This window comes from uncultured Algibacter sp., from assembly GCF_947487605.1.
Lineage (GTDB): Bacteria > Bacteroidota > Bacteroidia > Flavobacteriales > Flavobacteriaceae > Algibacter_D.
In genome coordinates, this window is record NZ_CANKXK010000012.1 from 40938 (window position 1) to 62885 (window position 21948).

Sequence of the window (21948 nt, forward strand, 5' to 3'; positions counted from 1 at the left end):
TTTTTTTAAATTAATTAAAAACTAGCTTTTAATGTTAGACCAACACTTCTTGTACTAGGACTTGCACTAAATTCACCAAATTGACTAGCTAAATCCGTACCAAATGTTGATACTTCAGGATCAATATATTGATTAGACTCAGGTGTGAAAAGCAAAAGATTTCTACCTACTACAGTAAGTGATATATCTTCAAAAGGTGTTTTTTCAATTATTTTTTTAGAGAACCTATATCCAAAAGTAACTTCTCTTAATTTAACATAAGATTTATCAATAACGTCACCTCTTTCAACTGCTGAAGCACGGTAATAATCATCCCAATGTTCGTTATCTATAGCTGTCGTATTTTCTACATAAGTAAAATTGCCATTACCGTCATCAATTCTATTAACAGAACCTGGAATTATGTACGGTTGTCTATCATTTATCGTGGTTGTGATTGAGTTTCCTGTAAAACGTGTGAGACTAGCAGTACGGCTATACATTAAGCCTCCTTGTCTTACATCAACTGATAGCCCTAGAGAAAACCCCTTATATGTAAAACTATTAGTAATACCTAAAGTATAGTCATATTGAGTATCTCCATAAACCTCTTTAACAGGTGATGCAATTGGAACACCTACATTATCAACAACAATATTTCCGTTTGGATCTCTTAGAGGAACACTACCTTCAATAAGTGCTAAAGGAAATCCTTGTCTTGCAACTAAGCTAATAGTACTCAAACCACCAAGAGCAATTTGTGGTACTCTATCATCCAGTTTTTCTAATACGGCATCATTTGTAGAATAATTTATTGCCATGTCCCAATTAAACCCATCATGATTTCTAAAAACTCCAAGGGTTAGAAGGGCTTCATAACCAGTATTAGAGATAGTACCTATGTTGGCAGTTTGATTTGTGAAACCAGAAGTTGACGCTAAGGGTAAGGCCAAAATTTGATCTTCAACTGTAGCATCATAATACGTAAAATCTATGCTAATACGGTTCTTTAAAAAAGATAATTCAGTTCCAATTTCAAACTCTTTTCGTCTTTCAGGCGCTAGATTTGGATTTCCAGCTCTATTTCCAACTTCAAAAGCGTTTAGGCCACCTACTGGGAAATTAAGATTTCTAAATCCTTGGTTGTCTGTTGCTCCTAAAATATTAACGGGATTAATACTATATGGAGCTGTATCTACACCAGTTTCTCCATATCCTAATCTTAGTTTTCCATAACTAAGGATGTTTTTTATTTCTGGAAAACTTTTTGTTATTATCCATGAAGCATTTGCGCCTCCATAAAGAACAGATCTATTTTCTTCTGGTAAGGTAGAATACCAATCGTTTCTAACATTAGTAGTAAGAAAGAGCATGTCTTTATAAGAGACTGTAGTGGAATTTAATACACCATAAAGTCTCCTCTTTGAAATTGTTGAAGCTGCAGTAATAGGACTAGCTGAGTTAGATAGTGAAAAGAAATCTGGTATATCCTGTGAAGTAACATTAGCACTAGATCCTGATGTTGTTCTATCATTGTAGTTAAAGCCAATGGTAGAGGTAAGATGGAAATTCTCGTTTAAATTAAAATCAAGATTATATAAAATATCATGATTAACCTGTTTTACATTATTTTGAGCTTCACCATAAAACCCAGGGATTTCTATACTAGTACCATCATTAGGGCTCCCAGGAGATGCATCTATAATGGCATTCCATATTTTCGTGTAGTCATTGTATGAATCTATACCTAGTCTGTATGATACGTTTGACCAATCATTAATTTGAGCACTAACATTAAATGAACCATAAACTCTTTCTTTCGTATATTTAGCCCCATCTTCATTAAGATTAAAGTAAGGATTTACAATTCCGAAACCAGTATAGTAATTATCAATATTATTAAAAGGGTCGTTTTTATAGTCTTTAAATTCTGTAATATCAAAATCAGTGGGAATCTGCATTAAGTTATTAATAGTGTTAGTTCCCTGCCCACCTTGAACACCAGAACCTCTAGTGCTTACATAATTTAAATTACCTCCAAAGGTTAAGAAACCCATCTTAGAATTGAATGTAAGAGAAATAGTGTTTCTTTCATTAGAATCATTGGCTGTTGGGAATATCCCATCTGAAGTTGTATTATTAAAAGATATTCTACCTGAAGAGTTTCCCGAACCGCCAGAAATAGCAACATTGGTTACATAAGAGGTGCCAATATCGAAAAAGTTCCTCCATTGATCTTCTTGAAAAGAGTAAGGTTTTATTTTCTGTGAATTGTTTACAACATTACCCCAAGGTAATACTTCGCCTGTAAAACGAGGTCCCCAAGAACCGTTTTCACCTAAAAAATGCTGCCCATCCCAACCTTGTCCAAACTGAGTTTGGTAGTTAGGAGCTCTCAAAAGATCTGAAAATATTGCAGTTGTAGAAAAATCAATACTTAATTTATCTGTAGACCCTTGTTTTGTTGTAATAATTACAACACCATTAGCTGCCCTTGAACCATAAAGTGCTGTACTAGAAGCACCTTTAAGGATAGAAATTGACTCGATGTTTTCTGGATTTATATCTCCAGATCCACGACCAAAATCGTATGAACCATTTAGGCTATCTTCAAAATTTGATTGGTTGTTAATTGGAACACCATCAATAATATATAAAGGTTGATTACTACCACCTATGGTACTAAACCCTCTAATAATAATTCCAGAAGAAGAACCAGGGTCTGTACTAGCACTAGAAATAACGACACCTGCTACTTTACCTTTGATAGCATCTGCTATATTAGCTTGTGCTCCTTCATTTAATTCTTCTGAACCAATACTAGTTATTGCTGACCCAATAGAACCCTTTTCTCTTTTAATTCCTAAAGCAGTTACCACTACTTCTTCTAGGGACTCTGCATCTTCTTGCATAGTAACATTAATTATACTTGAAGTTCCTACAACTATTTCTTGTGATGAATACCCAACAAAACTAAATACAAGGGTTGCTCCTTGATTCACATTGATTGAATACTTACCATCGAAATCTGTAGAGGCACCAGAAGTTGTACCTTTAACTAAGACAGTAGTTCCAGGTAATGGTAATCCACTATTGTCGGATACCGTACCAGAAATTGTCTTTTCTTGCGCAAACGTTAGTTGCACAGCAAACGCCAGTAAAAGCGTTAGCATTCCACTAAACTTTGTTTTCATTTTATAATTATTTGAATTAGTCAATGCCAAAAATCTTAATAATAAGTTAATAAAACAACAATTTCTAGTTAAAATTTCTTGTAGAACTCAAAAAAATTAATAAAATGTTAAAAAAAAGAGCTAAAAATTAGCCACTAAACTAATATGTATCTTAGAATTCGAAAGCTTGAATGGCTGGTTTTCAGCCTTACCATTTGCATAGTTAAACTTTAAAAGCCCTGCTTTGGTTAATAGTCCAAAACCAAAACCATAACCGAAAAGTTTTTCTTTAGATTTGATTACCTCATTTTCAAAATAAGCTAAATCTGTAATAGTATGAATATATATGCTATTACTGAGTTGAAATCTATATTCGGTATTTATAACACCAAACAAAGAAGCATATAAGCTGTTTTCTTCAAAACCTCTTATGGAATTAATCCCGCCAAAGCGAAGCAACTCATTCTCAAAATAGCTATCAGAATTTAATGTAGAGCTATTAACTCTTATATAAAAGCTATTCCTGTTGTTGAAGTTTATTATTTTAAATGCATCAATAAAAAGATGGGTTTGCTTTTCAGAAATATTGGATGTGGTTCTTTTCCCAAAATTTGTTTCAACATAAAGTGACGTCTTTATGGGGAAAAGTAGGTTGTACGATTGTTGTGATATAAATTCATAGGCTAAAGAATAATAGGTCGTATCATAATCGCTTATTGATGCTGTAGTATTTGATAGTAAATTGTTAGATGTAGTTGAGTTAACACCAGAATAAATTTTATTTCTTGAATTTATTTGATAATGTAATTTTGCGATTTGATTTACTGTAGTGAAAGATGAATCTCGTTTAAATATTTGTAATGAGAAATCGACACCAATAGGAGAATTAAATAAATAGGGCATCGATATGTTTGCATTAAATGTTTTCTGGTCATTTTCATCACTCTTGTAAAGAAGTCTAAATGACTCCCCAAAGTTTAAGTTATTTGTTAGACTTAAGTTTAAATAACCATCGAATTCTAAATTATTGGTTTCATCATTTGTGCCGAAACCTAAAAAACCATCAAACGAATTGCTTTTTGCCTTTTCTATATATAAATAGAGTGTGGTAGAATCTTTTGTAAATAGAACTTCAGGAGGTTTTATTTGGTTAGCAAATTTTAAATTATCCAGACGCTCATTTTTTTTCTTGATTTCATTTAAATCAAAAAGACTGTTCTTTGTTATCTTTAAATAATGTTTGAGGTAAGATTTGGGGAATTTCTCATATCCTTTAATAATTATATTATCAATGTTTCTTTTTTGTTCTTCTGAGCTTATTATTAATTGTGCTTCTAGATTTGAGTCTTTTCTAATTTTTATGTTGGAGAGTTTTAATTTAGAAAATGGATAGCCTTGTTGAGATACTTTAGAATTAATAAAATTTAAAGCATTTTCAATTTCACTAAAACTAATTATAAAATAATCATCAAAAACTTGTTTTGAAATCAAATCGATATTTGCAATATCTATATCCGATTTATTGTAGTATATATATATGGTATTGAATTTTTGTTTTAAATGAATTTCTGCATTAAAAATCGAATCAGATGTTTTACTAATATTATTTAACCTATTTTCAATATATCCTTTTTTATATAGTGCGTTTTGAATTGAGTCAATTTCATGTTTTAATGAGTTATAGTCCTTATAGGTTTTTGAGTAATTTAATGAGTCGATTATTTGTGTCTCGAATTCATTTTCTCCACTAACTTTAAGATTTAAATTTTGGCAAAATGTTTCCGAAGAAAAAAGTGTATATATAATAAGGAGTAAAAAAGAAGTTTTCTGCACGTTAAAATCAGCTCTTTGATGCTGTAAATCTAACGGAAAATAGAGACTTATAATATATGCGATTCTATTATTTTTAAAAACTCTTAAAAATTAATGTTTTAGGGTTTGAATAATTCATTTTAATTTCTACCTTTGCAGCCCTCTAATAAGAGGATTTTTAAATTTATATTTATTATATATGCCAACAATTTCACAATTAGTAAGAACAGGAAGAGCCAAAATAACCAAGAAGAGTAAATCGGCTGCTTTAGATTCTTGTCCGCAAAGACGTGGTGTATGTACTCGTGTTTACACAACAACTCCTAAAAAACCTAACTCAGCAATGCGTAAGGTAGCAAGGGTTCGTTTAACAAATGGAAACGAGGTTAATGCATACATTGGTGGAGAAGGACATAATCTACAAGAGCACTCGATAGTATTGGTTAGAGGTGGAAGGGTAAAAGATTTGCCAGGAGTTAGATATCACATTGTACGTGGTGCTTTAGACACAGCAGGTGTTTCAGGTAGAACGCAACGTAGATCTAAGTATGGTGCTAAACGCCCTAAGAAGTAATTTAAACTTTAAGAAGAAGACATGAGAAAAAGAGCAGCAAAAAAGAGACCGCTTTTACCAGATCCACGTTTTAACGATCAGTTAGTAACTCGATTCGTTAATATGATGATGTGGGATGGCAAGAAGTCCGTAGCTTTTAAAGTATTCTACGATGCAATTGATATGGTAGATTCGAAAAAAACTGACGAAGAAAAAACAGCATTAGAAATCTGGAAAGATGCTTTATCAAATGTGATGCCTCACGTAGAAGTACGTAGTCGTCGTGTTGGTGGTGCAACATTTCAAATACCAATGCAAATCCGTCCAGACCGTAAAGTTTCAACCGCAATGAAATGGCTTATTAGCTATTCTCGTAAAAGAAACGAAAAATCTATGGCCAACCGTTTAGCAGCAGAAATCTTAGCTGCAGCTAAAGAAGAAGGAGCAGCTGTTAAGAAAAGAGTTGATACTCATAAAATGGCAGAGGCAAACAAAGCATTCTCTCACTTTAGATTTTAATAGGTAATGGCAAGAGATTTAAAATTTACTAGAAATATAGGTATTGCTGCACATATTGATGCAGGAAAAACTACTACTACAGAACGTATTCTTTATTATACAGGTGTTTCACATAAAATTGGTGAAGTACACGATGGTGCTGCAACAATGGACTGGATGGAGCAAGAGCAAGAAAGAGGTATTACAATTACTTCTGCTGCTACTACTTGTACTTGGGAGTTTCCAATTGAAAATGGAGCGCCAACACCAGATACTAAAGGATATCACTTTAATATAATTGACACACCGGGTCACGTTGATTTTACCGTAGAGGTGAATCGTTCATTACGTGTTCTTGATGGGTTGGTATTCTTATTTAGTGCAGTTGATGGTGTTGAGCCACAGTCTGAAACTAACTGGAGACTAGCCGATAACTATAAAGTACCTAGAATTGGTTTCGTTAATAAAATGGACCGTCAAGGATCTGACTTTTTAGGTGTTTGTCAACAAGTAAAAGATATGTTGAAATCTAACGCGGTGCCAATCGTTTTAAATATTGGTGACGAGGAAGATTTTAAAGGAATAATCGATTTAGTTAAAAATCGTGCTATTGTTTGGCATGATGAAACACAAGGGGCAACTTTTGATGTAATCGAAATTCCAGAAGAACTTAAAGAAGAAGCTCGTAAATATCGTGCATTACTTATTGAAGAAGTTGCAGGTTACGACGAGGATCTTTTAGAAAAATTCATGGAAGATGAAGATTCTATTACAGAAGATGAAGTGCATGCTGCGCTTAGAGCTGCTGTAATGGATATGGCAATTATTCCAATGATATGTGGTTCTGCATTTAAAAATAAAGGAGTACAGTTCTTATTAGATGCTGTATGTCGTTATTTACCTTCTCCAACAGATAAAGAGGGTATTGTTGGGACTGATCCAGATTCTGGAGAAGAGATTTTGCGTAAGCCAGATGTAAAGGAGCCGTTTGCTGCTTTAGCATTTAAAATTGCTACCGATCCTTTCGTAGGTCGTTTAGCATTTTTTAGAGCATATTCTGGTCGTTTAGATGCAGGTTCTTATGTTCTAAATAATCGTTCTGGTAAAAAAGAGCGTATATCAAGAATTTATCAAATGCACGCTAACAAGCAAAATGCCATTGATTTTATAGAAGCTGGAGATATTGGTGCTGCTGTAGGATTTAAATCTATTAAAACAGGAGATACCCTTTCAGATGAAAAACATCCAATTGTTTTAGAGTCTATGGACTTCCCAGATCCAGTAATTGGTATAGCGGTTGAGCCTAAAACTAAAGCAGATGTTGATAAGTTAGGAATGGGCTTAGCTAAATTAGCTGAAGAAGATCCAACATTTACTGTACGTTCAGACGAAGCTTCAGGGCAAACTATTATTTCAGGAATGGGTGAACTTCACCTTGATGTTATTGTAGATCGTTTAAAGCGTGAGTTTAAAGTTGAAGTAAACCAAGGTCAACCACAAGTTGAATATAAAGAAGCTATTACACAAGCTGCAGATCATAGAGAAGTTTATAAAAAACAATCTGGTGGTCGTGGTAAATTCGCAGATATTGTATTTACGGTTGAGCCGGCTGAGGAAGGAGCAACAGGGCTTCAGTTTGAATCTATAATTAAAGGTGGTAACGTTCCTAAAGAATTTATCCCTTCAATTGAAAAAGGATTTAAAATGGCAATGGTTAACGGACCTTTAGCAGGTTACGAAATTGATGCTATGAAAGTTACTTTAAAAGATGGGTCTTATCACGATGTGGATTCAGATCAATTATCTTTTGAGTTAGCTGCAAAACTTGGATTTAAAAACTGTGCTAGAGCTGCTAAAGCTGTAATCATGGAACCAATCATGAAACTTGAGGTAATAACTCCTGAAGAAAATATGGGTGACATTGTTGGAGATTTAAACAGAAGAAGAGGACAAGTGAGTGATATGGGTGATAGAGCTGGTGCAAAAACTGTAAAAGCTACTGTGCCATTATCAGAAATGTTTGGATATGTAACAACATTAAGAACATTATCATCAGGTCGTGCAACGTCAACAATGGAATTTTCACATTATGCTGAAACACCTTCAAATATATCTGAAGAGGTTATCAAAGCAGCTAAAGGAGAACAATCTTAAAAGTTAAGAAAATGAGTCAAAAAATCAGAATAAAATTAAAGTCTTACGATTTCAACTTAGTAGACAAGTCTGCTGATAAGATTGTAAAAACAGTAAAAAGTACTGGAGCTGTAGTAACTGGACCAATTCCATTACCAACTCACAAGAAAATTTTCACTGTATTACGTTCTCCACACGTAAACAAGAAATCAAGAGAGCAGTTTCAATTATCTTCTTATAAAAGATTATTAGATATCTACTCGTCGTCATCAAAAACAATTGATGCCTTGATGAAACTTGAATTACCAAGTGGTGTTGAAGTAGAGATTAAAGTGTAATCGAAAAAGCGATGTCACCCTGAGCGCAGTTGAAGGGTCTCATTAATAAAATGTCTCACCGATGCGGTCGCGAGAAAAACGGATAAATACATTTCAGGGACGAAAGGTATTTTGTCCCTGAAGTTTTTAATAAGAATGTTGAATTTTCCCTGAGTAAAGTCGAAGGGAGGTTTAAACGAAATAGTAATAATTAATAATAAATAAATTATGTCTGGGTTAATTGGAAAAAAAATCGGTATGACCAGCATCTTTGATGACAACGGAAAAAACATTCCTTGTACAGTTATCGAAGCTGGACCATGTATCGTTACCCAAGTCAGAACCGAAGAAGTTGATGGCTATGAAGCTGTTCAACTTGGTTTCGATGACGCGACAGAAAAAAGCGCTACTAAAGCAGACTTAGGTCATGCTAAAAAAGCGGGTACTTCTGTAAAGCGAAAAATCGTTGAATTCAAAGGTTTTGATGAGGAGTACAAATTAGGTGATGCTATCACTGTTGAACATTTTAGTGAAGGTGAATTTGTTGATGTGGCAGGAACATCAAAAGGTAAAGGATTTCAAGGTGTTGTAAAACGTCATGGTTTCGGTGGTGTAGGTCAAGCTACTCACGGTCAACATAACCGTTTAAGAGCACCAGGATCTATTGGAGCTGCATCTTATCCTGCTCGTGTTTTTAAAGGCATGAAAATGGCAGGAAGAATGGGTGGAGACACAGTTAAAGTTCAAAATTTAAGAGTTTTAAAAGTAGTTGCTGAAAAGAATCTACTTGTGGTTAAAGGATGTGTTCCTGGTCACAAAAACGCTTATGTAATTATTAGAAAATAATGAAAGTAGCAGTTTTAGATATAAACGGAAAAGACACAGGTAGAAAGGCAGACCTTTCTAAAGATGTGTTTGCTATTGAGCCTAATAATCATGCTGTATATTTGGATGTTAAACAATATTTAGCAAACCAACGTCAAGGAACTCACAAATCGAAAGAAAGAGCTGAGATTGCTGGAAGTACGCGTAAGATTAAAAAGCAAAAAGGAACTGGTACAGCAAGAGCAGGTAGTATTAAGTCTGGTGTGTTTAAAGGTGGTGGTCGTATGTTCGGTCCAAGACCTAGAAATTACAGCTTCAAACTTAATAAAAACTTAAAGCGTTTAGCACGTAAATCTGCCTTAAGTATCAAAGCAGGAGAGCAGTCAATAACAGTTTTAGAAGACTTTAATTTTGATACAGTAAAAACTAAGAATTTTACTGCAGTTTTAAAGGCTTTAGAGCTTGAAAACAAAAAAACGCTCTTTGTGTTGGGTGGGTCAAATAATAACGTATATTTGTCATCGCGCAATTTAAAAAGCTCAGAAGTTATAACTTCTTCAGAATTAAGCACTTATAAGATTTTAAATGCTAATCAAGTAGTGCTGTTAGAAGGAGCTTTAGCAGGAATTGAAACAAACTTAAGTAAATAAGAAACAGATGAGTATCTTAATTAAACCTATAATCACAGAAAAAGCGACTGCAGATAGCGAGTTGAGAAACTGCTATACTTTCGCGGTGAATACAAAGGCGAACAAGGTAGAAATCAAGAAAGCGGTGGAAGCCACTTACGGAGTTTCTGTAGAAAAAGTTCGTACTATAAATGTCCGTCCAGATAGAAGTACCAAGTTTACAAAAACTGGTATTCAACATGGTAAAACAAATGCTGTTAAAAAGGCAATTGTACAACTGGCGGAAGGTGAAATGATTGATTTATACAGTAACATGTAATTAAAGACTAATGTCAGTAAGAAAATTAAAACCAATCACACCAGGACAGCGATTTAGAGTAGTAAATGGTTATGACGCCATTACTACTGATAAGCCGGAAAAGAGTTTACTCGTTCCGAACAAAAGGTCTGGTGGTAGAAACAGTCAAGGAAAAATGACCATGCGCTATATAGGTGGAGGTCATAAGAAAAAGTATCGTATTATCGATTTTAAAAGAGACAAAGCTGGGATTCCTGGTGAAGTTGCTTCTATTCAATACGATCCTAACAGAACAGCTTTTATCGCATTATTGAATTACCAAGATGGTGAGAAAAGATACATTATTGCTCAAAATGGACTTCAGGTTGGACAAAATGTAGTATCTGGTAATGAAGGTGTTGCACCAGAAATTGGAAATGCAATGCCCTTAAGTGAAATTCCATTAGGAACTATTATTTCTTGTATAGAGTTACGTCCAGGTCAAGGAGCTATTATGGCTCGTAGTGCTGGAGCATTTGCTCAATTAATGGCAAGAGATGGTAAATTTGCTACGGTTAAATTACCTTCAGGAGAAACAAGATTAATTCTTGCGAACTGTATGGCTACTATAGGTGTTGTATCTAACTCAGATCATCAATTATTAGTTGGTGGTAAAGCAGGTAGAACACGTTGGTTAGGAAGAAGACCACGTACTAGACCAGTAGTAATGAATCCAGTTGATCACCCAATGGGTGGTGGTGAAGGTAAATCTTCAGGTGGACATCCTCGTTCTAGAAATGGTATTCCAGCTAAAGGCTACAGAACCCGTTCTAAGACTAAAGCAAGTAATAAATATATTGTAGAACGTAGAAAGAAATAAGACATGGCAAGATCATTAAAAAAAGGACCTTACGTTCATTATAAATTAGAAAAGAAAGTAGCTGTTAATGTTGAAAACAACAAAAAAACAGTAATCAAAACTTGGTCAAGAGCAAGTATGATTACTCCAGATTTTGTTGGACAAACAATAGCAGTACACAATGGCCGTCAATTTGTTCCAGTTTATGTAACTGAAAACATGGTAGGTCATAAGTTAGGAGAATTTTCACCAACACGTTCATTTCGTGGACATGCAGGTGCTAAAAATAAAGGTAAAAAGTAGTAAGCTATGGGAAGTCGTAAAAAACAAATGGCAGACGCTATTAAGGAAGCAAAAAAACATGTTGCTTTTGCTAAACTTAATAACTGTCCTACGTCACCGAGAAAAATGCGTTTAGTAGCCGATTTAGTAAGAGGTGAAAAAGTAGAGAATGCACTTAATATCTTGAAATTCAACAATAAAGAAGCATCTGGTCGTTTAGAGAAGTTATTATTATCAGCTATCGCTAACTGGCAATCAAAAAATGAAGATGCAGATGTTGAATCGGCTGAATTATTTGTAAAAGAGATAAAAGTGGATAGCGGATCTATGTTAAAAAGATTACGTCCAGCACCTCAAGGTCGTGCACACAGAATTAGAAAACGTTCTAACCACGTAACATTAGTGGTAGGAGCTAACAATAACACACAAGCTTAATAAGAGTATGGGACAAAAAACAAATCCAATCGGAAATCGCTTAGGAATTATCAGAGGATGGGAATCTAACTGGTACGGAGGAAACGATTATGGTGATAAACTTGCCGAAGACGATAAGATTAGAAAATACGTTCACGCGCGTTTATCTAAAGCTAGTGTTAGTAGAGTAATTATTGAAAGAACTTTAAAACTTGTAACCGTTACTATCACAACGGCACGTCCAGGTATCATTATTGGTAAAGGCGGTCAAGAGGTAGACAAGTTAAAAGAAGAACTTAAAAAGATTACTGGAAAAGAAGTTCAGATTAACATCTTTGAAATTAAAAGACCTGAACTTGATGCGTTTTTAGTAGGATCAAGTATCGCCCGTCAAATTGAAAATAGAATTTCATACAGACGTGCAATTAAGATGGCTATTGCTGCTACAATGCGTATGAATGCAGAAGGAATTAAAATCCAGATTAGTGGTCGTTTAAATGGTGCAGAAATGGCACGTTCAGAACACTACAAAGAAGGACGTATTCCTTTATCTACTTTTAGAGCCGATATTGACTATGCTTTAGTTGAGGCACATACTACTTATGGTAGATTAGGTGTTAAAGTATGGATCATGAAAGGTGAAGTATATGGTAAAAGAGAGCTTTCTCCGCTTGTTGGTTTATCTAAGAAGCAAGGAAAAGGTGGAGCCGGAGGACGTGGTGGAAATAAAGGACCTCGTCGTAGAAAGTAATTTTTTATAAATTAAAGAAAAATGTTACAGCCTAAAAGAACAAAATTTCGTAAACAACAAAAAGGACGTATGAAAGGTCTCTCTGGAAGAGGACATCAACTATCAAACGGTACTTTTGGAATAAAAGCATTAGACGCTACGTTTATTACAGCACGTCAAATTGAAGCAGCTCGTATTGCCGCTACACGTTACATGAAAAGAGAAGGGCAACTTTGGATTAAAATATTTCCAGACAAACCTATCACAAAAAAGCCTCTTGAAGTACGTATGGGTAAAGGTAAAGGTGCTGTAGAATTATGGGTAGCTGTATGTAGACCAGGACGTATTTTATTTGAAGTAGGAGGTGTGCCATTAGACGTTGCAAAAGAAGCATTACGTTTAGCAGCGCAAAAGCTACCTGTAAAAACTAAGTTTTTAATCGCTAGAGATTACGAAGCATAATTTATTTGATATTATGAAACAATCAGAAATTAAAGAATTATCTGTAGCTGAGTTACAAGAAAAACTTGGTGAAACAAAAAAGAGTTATTCAGACCTAAAATTGGCTCATGCAATATCTCCTTTAGAAAATCCAATTCAGTTACGTACAATTAGACGTACAGTAGCAAGAATTGCGACCGAATTAACTAAAAGAGAATTACAATAATTCTGCTGAAAGATGGAAACAAGAAATTTAAGAAAAGAACGTATAGGAGTTGTTACTAGTAACAAAATGCAAAAATCAATAGTTGTTGCAGAGGTTAAAAAAGTAAAGCACCCTATGTATGGTAAGTTCGTGTTAAAAACGAAAAAATACGTTGCACACGACGAAACAAACGATTGTAATATTGGAGACACTGTAAAGATCATGGAAACAAGACCTTTAAGTAAATCTAAATGTTGGAGATTAGTAGAAATCCTAGAAAGAGCTAAATAATTATGTTACAACAAGAATCAAGAATAAAGGTAGCAGACAATACTGGAGCAAAAGAAGTTTTAGTAATCCGTGTTTTAGGAGGAACTAAAAGAAGATATGCTTCTGTAGGAGATAAGATAGTTGTTTCTGTTAAAGATGCGACTCCTAATGGAAACATTAAGAAAAAAGCAGTTTCTACAGCAGTTGTTGTTCGAACTAAGAAAGAAGTAAGAAGACCAGACGGATCTTATATAAGATTCGACGATAACGCATGTGTTTTATTAAACCCAACAGGTGAGATGAGAGGTACACGTGTATTTGGTCCTGTTGCTAGAGAACTTCGTGATAAACAATTCATGAAGATTGTATCATTAGCACCAGAGGTGCTTTAATACAGAATATTAAGATGGGAAAGCTTAAAATAAAAACTGGAGATACTGTAAAAGTAATTGCTGGAGACCACAAAGGATCTGAAGGTAAAGTACAAAAGGTATTTATAGAAAAAAACAAAGCAATTGTTGAGGGTGTAAACATGGTTAAGAAACATACTAAACCAAGCGCGCAAAATCCTCAAGGAGGCATTGTAGAGAAAGAAGCTGCTATTCATATTTCTAATTTATCATTGTTAACTTCAAAAGGAGAAACAACAAGAATTGGTTATAGAGTAGAAGGCGATAAAAAAGTAAGATTTTCAACAAAATCTAATGAAGTAATATAGTTATGGCATATTCACCAAGACTTAAAGAAGAGTATAAAAGCAGAGTAATTGCAGCTCTTACAGACGAATTTGGATATAAAAATGTAATGCAAGTTCCTAAACTTACTAAGATAGTAATATCTAAAGGTGTTGGGGCAGCTGTTGCAGACAAAAAGTTAATCGACTACGCTGTAGAAGAGGTAACAACTATATCTGGACAAAAAGCAATATCTACATTATCTAAAAAGGATGTTGCATCATTTAAATTACGTAAAGGAATGCCAATTGGTGTTAAAGTAACTTTACGCGGTGAGAGAATGTATGAGTTTTTAGACCGTTTAGTAACTTCTGCACTTCCACGTGTTAGAGATTTTAACGGAATTAAAGCTACAGGATTTGATGGTAGAGGTAACTACAATTTAGGAGTTACCGAGCAAATTATATTTCCAGAAATAAATATTGATAAAGTTAATAAAATTTCTGGTATGGATATTACATTTGTTACAACAGCAGATACTGATAAAGAAGCAAAATCATTATTAACTGAATTAGGGTTACCTTTTAAAAAGAACTAAGTTATGGCTAAAGAATCAATGAAAGCCCGTGAGGTAAAAAGAGCTAAAACAGTAGCTAAATATGCAGAGAAACGTAAAGCTTTAAAAGAAGCTGGAGATTACGAAGCATTACAAAAGCTGCCAAAAAATGCTTCTCCAATTCGTATGCATAATAGATGTAAATTAACTGGAAGACCAAAGGGGTACATGAGAACTTTTGGAATTTCACGTGTAACATTCAGAGAAATGGCCAATCAAGGTCTTATCCCTGGAGTTAGAAAAGCAAGTTGGTAATATTATTTAAATAATCAGGTTTAAGGTTCGAAATAGTTCGAAAACCAAGACCACAAAATCAATTCATTATGTACTCAGATCCAATTGCGGATTATTTGACAAGAATTAGAAACGCAGTGCGTGCTAACCACAGAGTGGTAGAGATACCTGCTTCTAATCTTAAAAAAGACATCACTAAAATATTGTTCGAACAAGGATATATTTTAAGTTACAAATTTGATGATTCTTCTGTACAAGGCACTATTAAAATAGCACTTAAGTACAACAAAGAAACAAAAGAACCAGTAATCAAAAAGCTTCAAAGAATTAGTACACCAGGTTTACGAAAGTATGCAGGTGCTAACGATTTACCACGTATCTTAAATGGTTTAGGTATTGCTATAGTTTCAACTTCTCACGGAGTAATGACAGGTAAGCAAGCTAAAAGAGATAACGTTGGAGGCGAAGTTTTATGTTACGTATACTAATTTAAAGCCAGAAAGAAATGTCAAGAATAGGAAATAATCCAGTAGCCATTCCAGAAGGTGTAACAGTAGACGTTAAAGAAAACGTAGTAACTGTAAAAGGAAAATTAGGAGAGTTAACACAAAATTACGATTCTATAGAAATAAAAGTTGAAGACGGTAGCGTTTGGGTTACACGTTCTTCTGATACTAAAGATCAAAAAGCAAAACATGGTTTATACAGATCATTAATGTATAATATGATTGAAGGTGTCTCTAAAGGATGGACTAAAGAATTAGAATTGGTTGGTGTAGGTTATAGAGCATCTAACCAGGGTCAGAAATTAGATTTAGCTTTAGGTTTTTCTCATAACATTATTTTAAATATTGCTCCAGAAGTAAAAGTAGAGACAATATCAGAGAAAGGGAAAAACCCAATTGTTAAACTAACCTCTTTTGATAAACAACTTGTAGGTCAAGTAGCTGCAAAAATTCGCGGTTTCAGAAAACCAGAACCTTACAAAGGTAAAGGTGTTAAGTTTGTTGGTGAGGAAATAAGAAGAAAAGCAGGTAAATCAGCTTAATAATTAAGTTATGGCATTGACAAAGAATCAAAGAAGATTAAGAATAAAAAGCAGAATCCGTAAGGTTGTTTCTGGTACAGAAGCAAGACCAAGATTAGCTGTTTTTAGAAGTAATAAAGAAATTTATGCTCAATTAGTAGATGATATAACTGGTAACACTATCAGTGCAGCATCTTCAAGAGATAAAGACATTAGTGCTGCAAAGGCAACTAAATCTGAAGTAGCTAAATTAGTAGGTAAGGCTCTTGCTGAAAAAGCTTTAAAAGCAGGTATAGAAACTGTTTCTTTTGATAGAGGAGGTTATTTATATCATGGTAGAGTTAAACAATTGGCTGAAGGAGCTAGAGAAGCAGGACTAAAATTCTAAAAAATTATGTTTCAAAAATATAAAAGTGCAGAGTTAGTAAAACCAGGTGGATTAGATCTTAAAGATCGTTTAGTTGGGGTACAAAGAGTTACAAAAGTAACTAAAGGTGGTAGAGCATTTGGTTTTTCAGCGATTGTAGTGGTTGGTGATGAAGCTGGTGTTGTAGGTCAAGGTTTAGGGAAATCTAAAGATGTAGCTAGTGCTATTGCAAAAGCAGTTGAAGATGCAAAGAAAAACCTTGTTAGAATTCCTATTATAAAAGGAACTTTACCACACGAACAAAAAGGTAAATATGGTGGTGCTAGAGTAAATATTATTCCTGCAGCTCCTGGTACAGGTGTAATTGCTGGTGGTGCTGTAAGAACAGTACTTGAAGCAGTTGGGGTACATGATGTATTATCAAAATCTCAAGGGTCTTCAAATCCTCATAATGTAGTAAAAGCAACTTTTGATGCCTTATTACAATTAAGAGATGCAAAGGCAATTGCAAGAGATAGAGGTATTTCACTTGAACAAGTTTTTAAAGCTTAATAAAGACAGAGATGGCAAAGATTAAAGTAACAAAAGTTAAAAGCGCAATCAATCGTACGCAAAGACAAAAAAGAACTTTAGAGGCTTTAGGTCTTAAAAAGATTGGTCAAGTAAAAGAGCATGAAGCTACACCAAATATTCTTGGTATGGTTGCTAAAGTTTCACATTTAGTTTCTGTAGAAGAAGCTTAAAAATATAAACTGAAAAATGGATTTAAGTAATTTAAAACCTGCAGAAGGTTCAGTAAAAAACCAAGGAAAAAGAATAGGTAGAGGTCAAGGTTCTGGTAAAGGTGGTACGGCAACCCGTGGTCACAAAGGAGCAAAATCTCGTTCGGGTTATTCTAAGAAACTAGGATTTGAAGGTGGTCAAATGCCACTTCAAAAGCGTGTTCCTAAATTTGGTTTTACTAACATTAACCGAGTTGAATATCAAGGTATCAATTTAGATACGTTACAACAATTGGTTGATGATAAGAAAATAAAAGATACAGTAGATTTCGAAATTTTATTCGCAAACCGTTTAGCTGGAAAAAATGATTTAGTTAAAATATTAGGTCGTGGAGAATTAAAAGCAAAATTAAAAGTATCTGCGCATAAATTTACTGCATCAGCAAAAGCTGCTATAGAAGCTGCTGGTGGAGAAGCTGTAACTATATAAGACTTATTATAAGTATGAAATTTATAGAATCATTAAAGAATGTTTGGAAAATAGAAGAACTAAGAAACAGAATCATAGTAACTTTGAGTCTGTTATTAGTTTATCGTTTTGGTGCACAAGTAGTTTTACCAGGTATTGATGCAGCCCAATTAGGTGGTTTAGCAGATAGTACAGATGGTGGGTTATTAGGTTTACTTAATGCCTTTACTGGTGGCGCTTTTGCAAATGCTTCGGTTTTTGCACTTGGTATCATGCCTTACATTTCTGCCTCCATTGTAGTACAGTTAATGGGAATTGCTATTCCTTATTTACAAAAACTACAGAAGGAAGGTGCTAGTGGTCAAAAAAAGATAACTCAGATTACACGTTGGTTAACCATTGCAATTTGTTTAGTACAAGCCCCTGGTTATTTAGCGAGTTTACCTGCTTTAGGTATACCTCCATCTGCTTTCTTATTAGGTACAGGAGGATTGTTCTATTTTTCATCTATTGTTATTTTGGTTACAGGATGTATATTCGCCATGTGGTTAGGTGAAAAAATTACCGATAAAGGTATTGGTAATGGTATTTCATTATTAATTATGGTGGGTATTATTGCAACGTTACCACAAGCATTTTTACAAAATGCAGCAACTAGATTAGAAGGTAATAACGTTATGTTAATCCTTTTTGAATTGGTTGTATGGTTTGTAATCATATTAGCTTCAATCTTACTTGTAATGGCTGTTAGAAAAATAGCGGTACAATATGCAAGAAGAACAGCTTCTGGTGGTTACGAGAAAAGTGCTATGGCTGGATCAAGACAATATATTCCTTTAAAGCTTAATGCTTCTGGGGTAATGCCAATTATATTTGCTCAAGCAATTATGTTTGTACCAAGTTTAATAGGCGGATCTTCTTTCTTAAAAGAAACAACTGTAGGTGCTTGGATGCAAACACAGTTTTCTGATATTTTTGGTTTCTGGTACAATGTGGTATTTGCTTTATTAATTATAGTATTTACATACTTCTATACAGCAATTACGGTACCTACAAATAAAATGGCAGACGATTTAAAACGTAGTGGTGGTTTTATTCCTGGTATTCGTCCAGGTTCTGAAACATCTGAATATTTAGATAAAATAATGTCTCAAATAACCTTACCAGGTTCTATATTCTTAGCATTAATAGCTGTGTTCCCAGCATTTATAGTTAAGCTTATGAACGTTCAAGCAGGATGGGCTTTATTTTTCGGAGGAACCTCATTATTAATTATGGTTGGAGTTGCGATTGATACTATGCAACAAGTAAATTCATACTTGTTAAATAGACACTATGATGGTTTGATGAAAACTGGTAAAAATAGAAAAGCAGTAGCTTAATTTTATACTATGGCAAAACAAGCAGCAATAGAACAAGACGGAACAATAAATGAAGCATTATCGAATGCTATGTTTCGTGTGGAATTAGAAAACGGTCACATTGTGACTGCACATATTTCTGGAAAAATGCGTATGCATTACATTAAATTGTTACCAGGAGATAAAGTGAAATTAGAAATGAGTCCTTACGATTTAACTAAGGCTCGAATAACTTACAGATACTAATACGAATACGATGAAAGTAAGAGCATCATTAAAGAAAAGAAGTGCCGATTGCAAAATCGTGCGTAGAAAAGGTAGACTTTACGTGATAAACAAAAAGAATCCTAGATTTAAACAAAGACAAGGGTAATTATGGCAAGAATTGCAGGTGTAGACATACCAAAAAACAAAAGAGGAGTAATCTCTTTAACTTATATCTATGGAATAGGTAGAAGTAGAGCAAAAGACATTTTAGCAGTTGCTAAGGTAGATGAAAGTATTAAAGTTCAAGACTGGACCGATGACCAAATTAGCGGTATTCGTGAAGCTGTAGGTTCTTTTACTATCGAAGGTGAATTACGTTCTGAAACACAATTAAACATTAAGCGATTAATGGATATTGGATGTTACAGAGGTATTCGTCATAGATCGGGTCTTCCTTTAAGAGGACAACGTACTAAAAACAACTCTAGAACAAGAAAAGGTAGAAGAAAAACGGTTGCTAACAAGAAAAAAGCAACTAAATAATCATTAGACAATAGTCATTAGTCATTAGTATTTGGACGTTAGAAGAATCTGCTTGAAATGTAAAAGTTTAGGATTCCAATAACTAAAAGCTAACAACTAGAAACTAAAAAAATATGGCAAAGACAAGCACTAAAAAACGTAAAGTTATTGTAGACTCAGTTGGAGAAGCACATGTTACTGCTTCTTTCAATAACATCATTATTTCACTTACCAATAAAAAAGGAGACGTTATTTCATGGTCTTCAGCTGGTAAAATGGGATTTAGAGGTTCTAAGAAAAACACACCTTATGCTGCTCAATTAGCTGCTGAAGATGCTGCAGCTGTAGCTCAAGAAGCGGGATTGAAAAAAGTAAAGGTTTATGTTAAAGGACCAGGTAATGGTAGAGAATCTGCTATCCGTTCTATTCACAATGCAGGTATTGAAGTAACCGAGATTATCGATGTTACTCCATTACCACACAATGGATGTAGACCTCCTAAACGTAGAAGAGTTTAAATAAATTAATAATAACAAGTATCAACAAGAGATCAACGATTATCGAAGGATAAGATTAAGACCTTAATTCATAATCACTCTTAAAAACAAATTTAAAATGGCAAGATATACTGGTCCTAAAACTAAAATAGCTCGTAAATTTGGCGAAGCTATCTTCGGAGATGATAAATCTTTCGAAAAAAGAAATTACCCTCCAGGTCAACATGGAAATAACAGAAGACGTGGAAAAAAATCTGAATATGCAATCCAACTACAAGAAAAGCAAAAAGCTAAGTATACCTATGGTATTTTAGAGCGTCAATTTAGAGGATTGTTTAAAAAAGCTAGAACTGCGCAAGGTATTACTGGTGAAGTATTATTACAACTTTGTGAGTCTAGATTAGATAATGTTGTATTCAGAATGGGTATCGCTCCAACAAGAAGCGGTGCTAGACAATTAGTATCTCACAGACACATTACTGTAAATGGGGAATTAGTAAATATTCCTTCTTACTCATTAAAAGCAGGAGATGTTGTTGCTGTTAGAGAAAAATCTAAATCCCTTGAAGCTATTGAAAGATCACTTTCAAATTCAAGTCATGTTTATGAGTGGATTACTTGGAATGATGACACGAAACAAGGAACTTATGTTTCTGTTCCTGCTAGAATTCAAATTCCAGAAAACATAAACGAACAATTCATCGTAGAATTATATTCTAAATAATAAATTAATCATATTGGTATTTGTCCAAAGGGTTTATAAGTATTTCTTCAAACTTTTAAACCGCGCAAACAAATAACAATTAAAACGAAGAAAATATGGCAGTATTTAATTTTCAGAAGCCCGACAAAGTAATCATGATTAACTCTACTGATTTCGAAGGTAAATTCGAATTCAGACCATTAGAGCCTGGTTATGGATTAACAGTAGGTAATGCATTAAGAAGAGTTTTGCTTTCTTCATTAGAAGGATTTGCAATCACATCGGTTAGAATAGAAGGTGTAGATCATGAGTTTTCTGCAATTGCAGGAGTAGTAGAAGATGTAACCGAAATAATCTTAAACTTAAAACAAGTACGTTTTAAAAGACAAATTGAAGATATTGATAACGAATCTATTTCTATATCAATTTCTGGTCAAGAACAAATATTAGCTGGCGATTTTCAAAAGTTTATCTCAGGATTTCAAGTTTTAAATTCAGAATTAGTAATCTGTAATTTAGACCCTAAAGTAAATTTCAATATAGAAATCACTATAGAAAAAGGTAGAGGATATGTACCTGCTGAAGAAAACAAAAAAGCTTCTGCACCAATAGGAACTATTTTTACCGATTCTATTTACACGCCAATCAAAAATGTTAAGTATAGTATTGAAAACTATCGTGTTGAGCAAAAAACTGATTACGAAAAATTAGTTTTTGAAATCATTACAGATGGTTCTATTACGCCACAAGACGCATTAACAGAGGCAGCTAAAACCTTAATTCACCACTTCATGTTATTCTCAGATGAGCGTATAACTTTAGAAGCAGATGAAATTGCACAAACTGAAACATATGATGAAGAATCATTACATATGCGCCAGTTGCTTAAAACAAAGTTAATTGACATGGATTTATCTGTTCGTGCATTAAACTGTTTAAAAGCTGCAGAGGTAGATACTTTAGGAGACTTAGTGTCGTTTAATAAAAATGATTTAATGAAGTTCCGTAACTTCGGTAAAAAATCTTTAACAGAGCTTGAAGAGCTTGTAAATGTTAAAGGCTTAAACTTCGGAATGGATTTAACAAAGTATAAATTAGATAAAGATTAATTAATCATATTTTGCTCCTCGCATGTCGAGTTTGGTAGCAAGA

At 34.0% G+C, this 21948-nt stretch carries 33 protein-coding genes; 31 read left to right on the plus strand and 2 right to left on the minus strand.

Going from position 1 to position 21948, the window contains the following annotated elements; all coding sequences use genetic code 11:
• Positions 1 to 14: 14 nt before the first annotated feature.
• Both Q0739_RS13165 and Q0739_RS13170 read right to left on the minus strand, forming a co-directional pair.
• On the minus strand, positions 15 to 3173 hold the full coding sequence (locus Q0739_RS13165; protein ID WP_298239208.1) for a SusC/RagA family TonB-linked outer membrane protein: 3159 nt from the start codon (positions 3171 to 3173) through the stop codon (positions 15 to 17).
• A 120-nt stretch (positions 3174 to 3293) separates the two neighbouring features.
• Entirely contained in the window at positions 3294 to 4985 is a 1692-nt protein-coding gene (locus tag Q0739_RS13170) for a POTRA domain-containing protein (RefSeq protein ID WP_298239209.1), read from the minus strand.
• Positions 4986 to 5163: 178 nt separating this feature from the next.
• On the opposite strand from Q0739_RS13170, the gene rpsL reads away from it, so the two are divergent.
• The 31 genes from rpsL (at position 5164) to Q0739_RS13325 (ending at position 21905) form a co-directional block, all read left to right on the plus strand.
• Positions 5164 to 5538 carry a 30S ribosomal protein S12 gene (rpsL, locus tag Q0739_RS13175; RefSeq protein ID WP_102756994.1) on the plus strand — a complete coding sequence of 125 codons (375 nt, stop codon included), beginning with the start codon at positions 5164 to 5166 and terminating at the stop codon, positions 5536 to 5538.
• Positions 5539 to 5559: 21 nt separating this feature from the next.
• Entirely contained in the window at positions 5560 to 6036 is a 477-nt protein-coding gene (gene rpsG / locus Q0739_RS13180; protein ID WP_298239210.1) for a 30S ribosomal protein S7, read from the plus strand.
• A 6-nt stretch (positions 6037 to 6042) separates the two neighbouring features.
• A complete protein-coding gene (gene fusA / locus Q0739_RS13185) occupies positions 6043 to 8169 on the plus strand; it encodes an elongation factor G (protein ID WP_298239211.1) in 2127 nt (708 codons plus the stop codon).
• Positions 8170 to 8180: 11 nt separating this feature from the next.
• Positions 8181 to 8486, plus strand: a complete 306-nt coding sequence (gene rpsJ / locus Q0739_RS13190; RefSeq protein WP_295985741.1) for a 30S ribosomal protein S10 — start codon at positions 8181 to 8183, stop codon at positions 8484 to 8486.
• A 207-nt stretch (positions 8487 to 8693) separates the two neighbouring features.
• The gene (gene rplC, locus Q0739_RS13195) at positions 8694 to 9311 is read left to right on the plus strand and encodes a 50S ribosomal protein L3 (protein ID WP_298239212.1); all 618 of its coding nucleotides are present in this window, start codon (positions 8694 to 8696) and stop codon (positions 9309 to 9311) included.
• On the plus strand, positions 9311 to 9940 hold the full coding sequence (gene rplD, locus Q0739_RS13200) for a 50S ribosomal protein L4 (protein ID WP_298239213.1): 630 nt from the start codon (positions 9311 to 9313) through the stop codon (positions 9938 to 9940). The genes rplC and rplD overlap by 1 nt, the downstream gene beginning before the upstream one ends.
• 7 nt (positions 9941 to 9947) lie before the next feature.
• Entirely contained in the window at positions 9948 to 10238 is a 291-nt protein-coding gene (rplW, locus tag Q0739_RS13205) for a 50S ribosomal protein L23 (RefSeq protein WP_109351411.1), read from the plus strand.
• A gap of 10 nt (positions 10239 to 10248) precedes the next feature.
• The gene (gene rplB / locus Q0739_RS13210; protein WP_298239214.1) at positions 10249 to 11076 is read left to right on the plus strand and encodes a 50S ribosomal protein L2; all 828 of its coding nucleotides are present in this window, start codon (positions 10249 to 10251) and stop codon (positions 11074 to 11076) included.
• A 3-nt stretch (positions 11077 to 11079) separates the two neighbouring features.
• A complete protein-coding gene (rpsS, locus tag Q0739_RS13215) occupies positions 11080 to 11358 on the plus strand; it encodes a 30S ribosomal protein S19 (RefSeq protein WP_034043300.1) in 279 nt (92 codons plus the stop codon).
• 6 nt (positions 11359 to 11364) lie between these two features.
• Positions 11365 to 11772 (plus strand): 50S ribosomal protein L22, encoded by a 408-nt coding sequence (gene rplV, locus Q0739_RS13220; protein WP_237238875.1) that lies wholly within the window; start codon positions 11365 to 11367, stop codon positions 11770 to 11772.
• A gap of 7 nt (positions 11773 to 11779) precedes the next feature.
• Complete coding sequence (gene rpsC / locus Q0739_RS13225; protein ID WP_034043304.1) at positions 11780 to 12502, plus strand: 30S ribosomal protein S3; 723 nt, start codon at positions 11780 to 11782, stop codon at positions 12500 to 12502.
• Positions 12503 to 12523: 21 nt separating this feature from the next.
• Complete coding sequence (gene rplP, locus Q0739_RS13230) at positions 12524 to 12943, plus strand: 50S ribosomal protein L16 (protein WP_298239215.1); 420 nt, start codon at positions 12524 to 12526, stop codon at positions 12941 to 12943.
• 13 nt (positions 12944 to 12956) lie between these two features.
• The gene (rpmC, locus tag Q0739_RS13235; protein ID WP_237231813.1) at positions 12957 to 13148 is read left to right on the plus strand and encodes a 50S ribosomal protein L29; all 192 of its coding nucleotides are present in this window, start codon (positions 12957 to 12959) and stop codon (positions 13146 to 13148) included.
• A 12-nt stretch (positions 13149 to 13160) separates the two neighbouring features.
• Entirely contained in the window at positions 13161 to 13418 is a 258-nt protein-coding gene (gene rpsQ, locus Q0739_RS13240; protein ID WP_019386276.1) for a 30S ribosomal protein S17, read from the plus strand.
• Positions 13419 to 13420: 2 nt separating this feature from the next.
• The gene (gene rplN / locus Q0739_RS13245) at positions 13421 to 13789 is read left to right on the plus strand and encodes a 50S ribosomal protein L14 (protein WP_069831953.1); all 369 of its coding nucleotides are present in this window, start codon (positions 13421 to 13423) and stop codon (positions 13787 to 13789) included.
• Positions 13790 to 13803: 14 nt separating this feature from the next.
• Entirely contained in the window at positions 13804 to 14115 is a 312-nt protein-coding gene (gene rplX, locus Q0739_RS13250; RefSeq protein ID WP_034043314.1) for a 50S ribosomal protein L24, read from the plus strand.
• A 2-nt stretch (positions 14116 to 14117) separates the two neighbouring features.
• Positions 14118 to 14669 carry a 50S ribosomal protein L5 gene (gene rplE / locus Q0739_RS13255; RefSeq protein ID WP_298239216.1) on the plus strand — a complete coding sequence of 184 codons (552 nt, stop codon included), beginning with the start codon at positions 14118 to 14120 and terminating at the stop codon, positions 14667 to 14669.
• A 3-nt stretch (positions 14670 to 14672) separates the two neighbouring features.
• Entirely contained in the window at positions 14673 to 14942 is a 270-nt protein-coding gene (rpsN, locus tag Q0739_RS13260) for a 30S ribosomal protein S14 (protein WP_298239217.1), read from the plus strand.
• Between the two features lie 68 nt (positions 14943 to 15010).
• The gene (gene rpsH, locus Q0739_RS13265; RefSeq protein WP_298239218.1) at positions 15011 to 15409 is read left to right on the plus strand and encodes a 30S ribosomal protein S8; all 399 of its coding nucleotides are present in this window, start codon (positions 15011 to 15013) and stop codon (positions 15407 to 15409) included.
• 17 nt (positions 15410 to 15426) lie between these two features.
• A complete protein-coding gene (gene rplF / locus Q0739_RS13270) occupies positions 15427 to 15969 on the plus strand; it encodes a 50S ribosomal protein L6 (RefSeq protein ID WP_298239219.1) in 543 nt (180 codons plus the stop codon).
• A 10-nt stretch (positions 15970 to 15979) separates the two neighbouring features.
• Positions 15980 to 16336 (plus strand): 50S ribosomal protein L18, encoded by a 357-nt coding sequence (gene rplR, locus Q0739_RS13275; protein WP_298239220.1) that lies wholly within the window; start codon positions 15980 to 15982, stop codon positions 16334 to 16336.
• Between the two features lie 6 nt (positions 16337 to 16342).
• Positions 16343 to 16867 carry a 30S ribosomal protein S5 gene (rpsE, locus tag Q0739_RS13280; RefSeq protein WP_298239221.1) on the plus strand — a complete coding sequence of 175 codons (525 nt, stop codon included), beginning with the start codon at positions 16343 to 16345 and terminating at the stop codon, positions 16865 to 16867.
• Positions 16868 to 16878: 11 nt separating this feature from the next.
• A complete protein-coding gene (gene rpmD, locus Q0739_RS13285) occupies positions 16879 to 17058 on the plus strand; it encodes a 50S ribosomal protein L30 (RefSeq protein ID WP_099563536.1) in 180 nt (59 codons plus the stop codon).
• A gap of 16 nt (positions 17059 to 17074) precedes the next feature.
• Positions 17075 to 17527: a 50S ribosomal protein L15 gene (gene rplO, locus Q0739_RS13290; protein WP_298239222.1), complete on the plus strand. Its 453-nt coding sequence runs from the start codon at positions 17075 to 17077 to the stop codon at positions 17525 to 17527.
• Between the two features lie 14 nt (positions 17528 to 17541).
• Complete coding sequence (secY, locus tag Q0739_RS13295) at positions 17542 to 18888, plus strand: preprotein translocase subunit SecY (RefSeq protein WP_298239223.1); 1347 nt, start codon at positions 17542 to 17544, stop codon at positions 18886 to 18888.
• Between the two features lie 9 nt (positions 18889 to 18897).
• Entirely contained in the window at positions 18898 to 19113 is a 216-nt protein-coding gene (infA, locus tag Q0739_RS13300; RefSeq protein WP_298239224.1) for a translation initiation factor IF-1, read from the plus strand.
• 10 nt (positions 19114 to 19123) lie between these two features.
• Positions 19124 to 19240 carry a type B 50S ribosomal protein L36 gene (ykgO, locus tag Q0739_RS13305; RefSeq protein ID WP_010181906.1) on the plus strand — a complete coding sequence of 39 codons (117 nt, stop codon included), beginning with the start codon at positions 19124 to 19126 and terminating at the stop codon, positions 19238 to 19240.
• A gap of 2 nt (positions 19241 to 19242) precedes the next feature.
• The gene (gene rpsM, locus Q0739_RS13310) at positions 19243 to 19617 is read left to right on the plus strand and encodes a 30S ribosomal protein S13 (RefSeq protein WP_298239225.1); all 375 of its coding nucleotides are present in this window, start codon (positions 19243 to 19245) and stop codon (positions 19615 to 19617) included.
• A 113-nt stretch (positions 19618 to 19730) separates the two neighbouring features.
• Complete coding sequence (rpsK, locus tag Q0739_RS13315; protein ID WP_135877609.1) at positions 19731 to 20114, plus strand: 30S ribosomal protein S11; 384 nt, start codon at positions 19731 to 19733, stop codon at positions 20112 to 20114.
• Positions 20115 to 20211: 97 nt separating this feature from the next.
• Positions 20212 to 20817 (plus strand): 30S ribosomal protein S4, encoded by a 606-nt coding sequence (gene rpsD / locus Q0739_RS13320; protein WP_298239226.1) that lies wholly within the window; start codon positions 20212 to 20214, stop codon positions 20815 to 20817.
• A gap of 95 nt (positions 20818 to 20912) precedes the next feature.
• Positions 20913 to 21905: a DNA-directed RNA polymerase subunit alpha gene (locus tag Q0739_RS13325; RefSeq protein ID WP_298239227.1), complete on the plus strand. Its 993-nt coding sequence runs from the start codon at positions 20913 to 20915 to the stop codon at positions 21903 to 21905.
• The last annotated feature ends 43 nt before the right edge of the window (positions 21906 to 21948 follow it).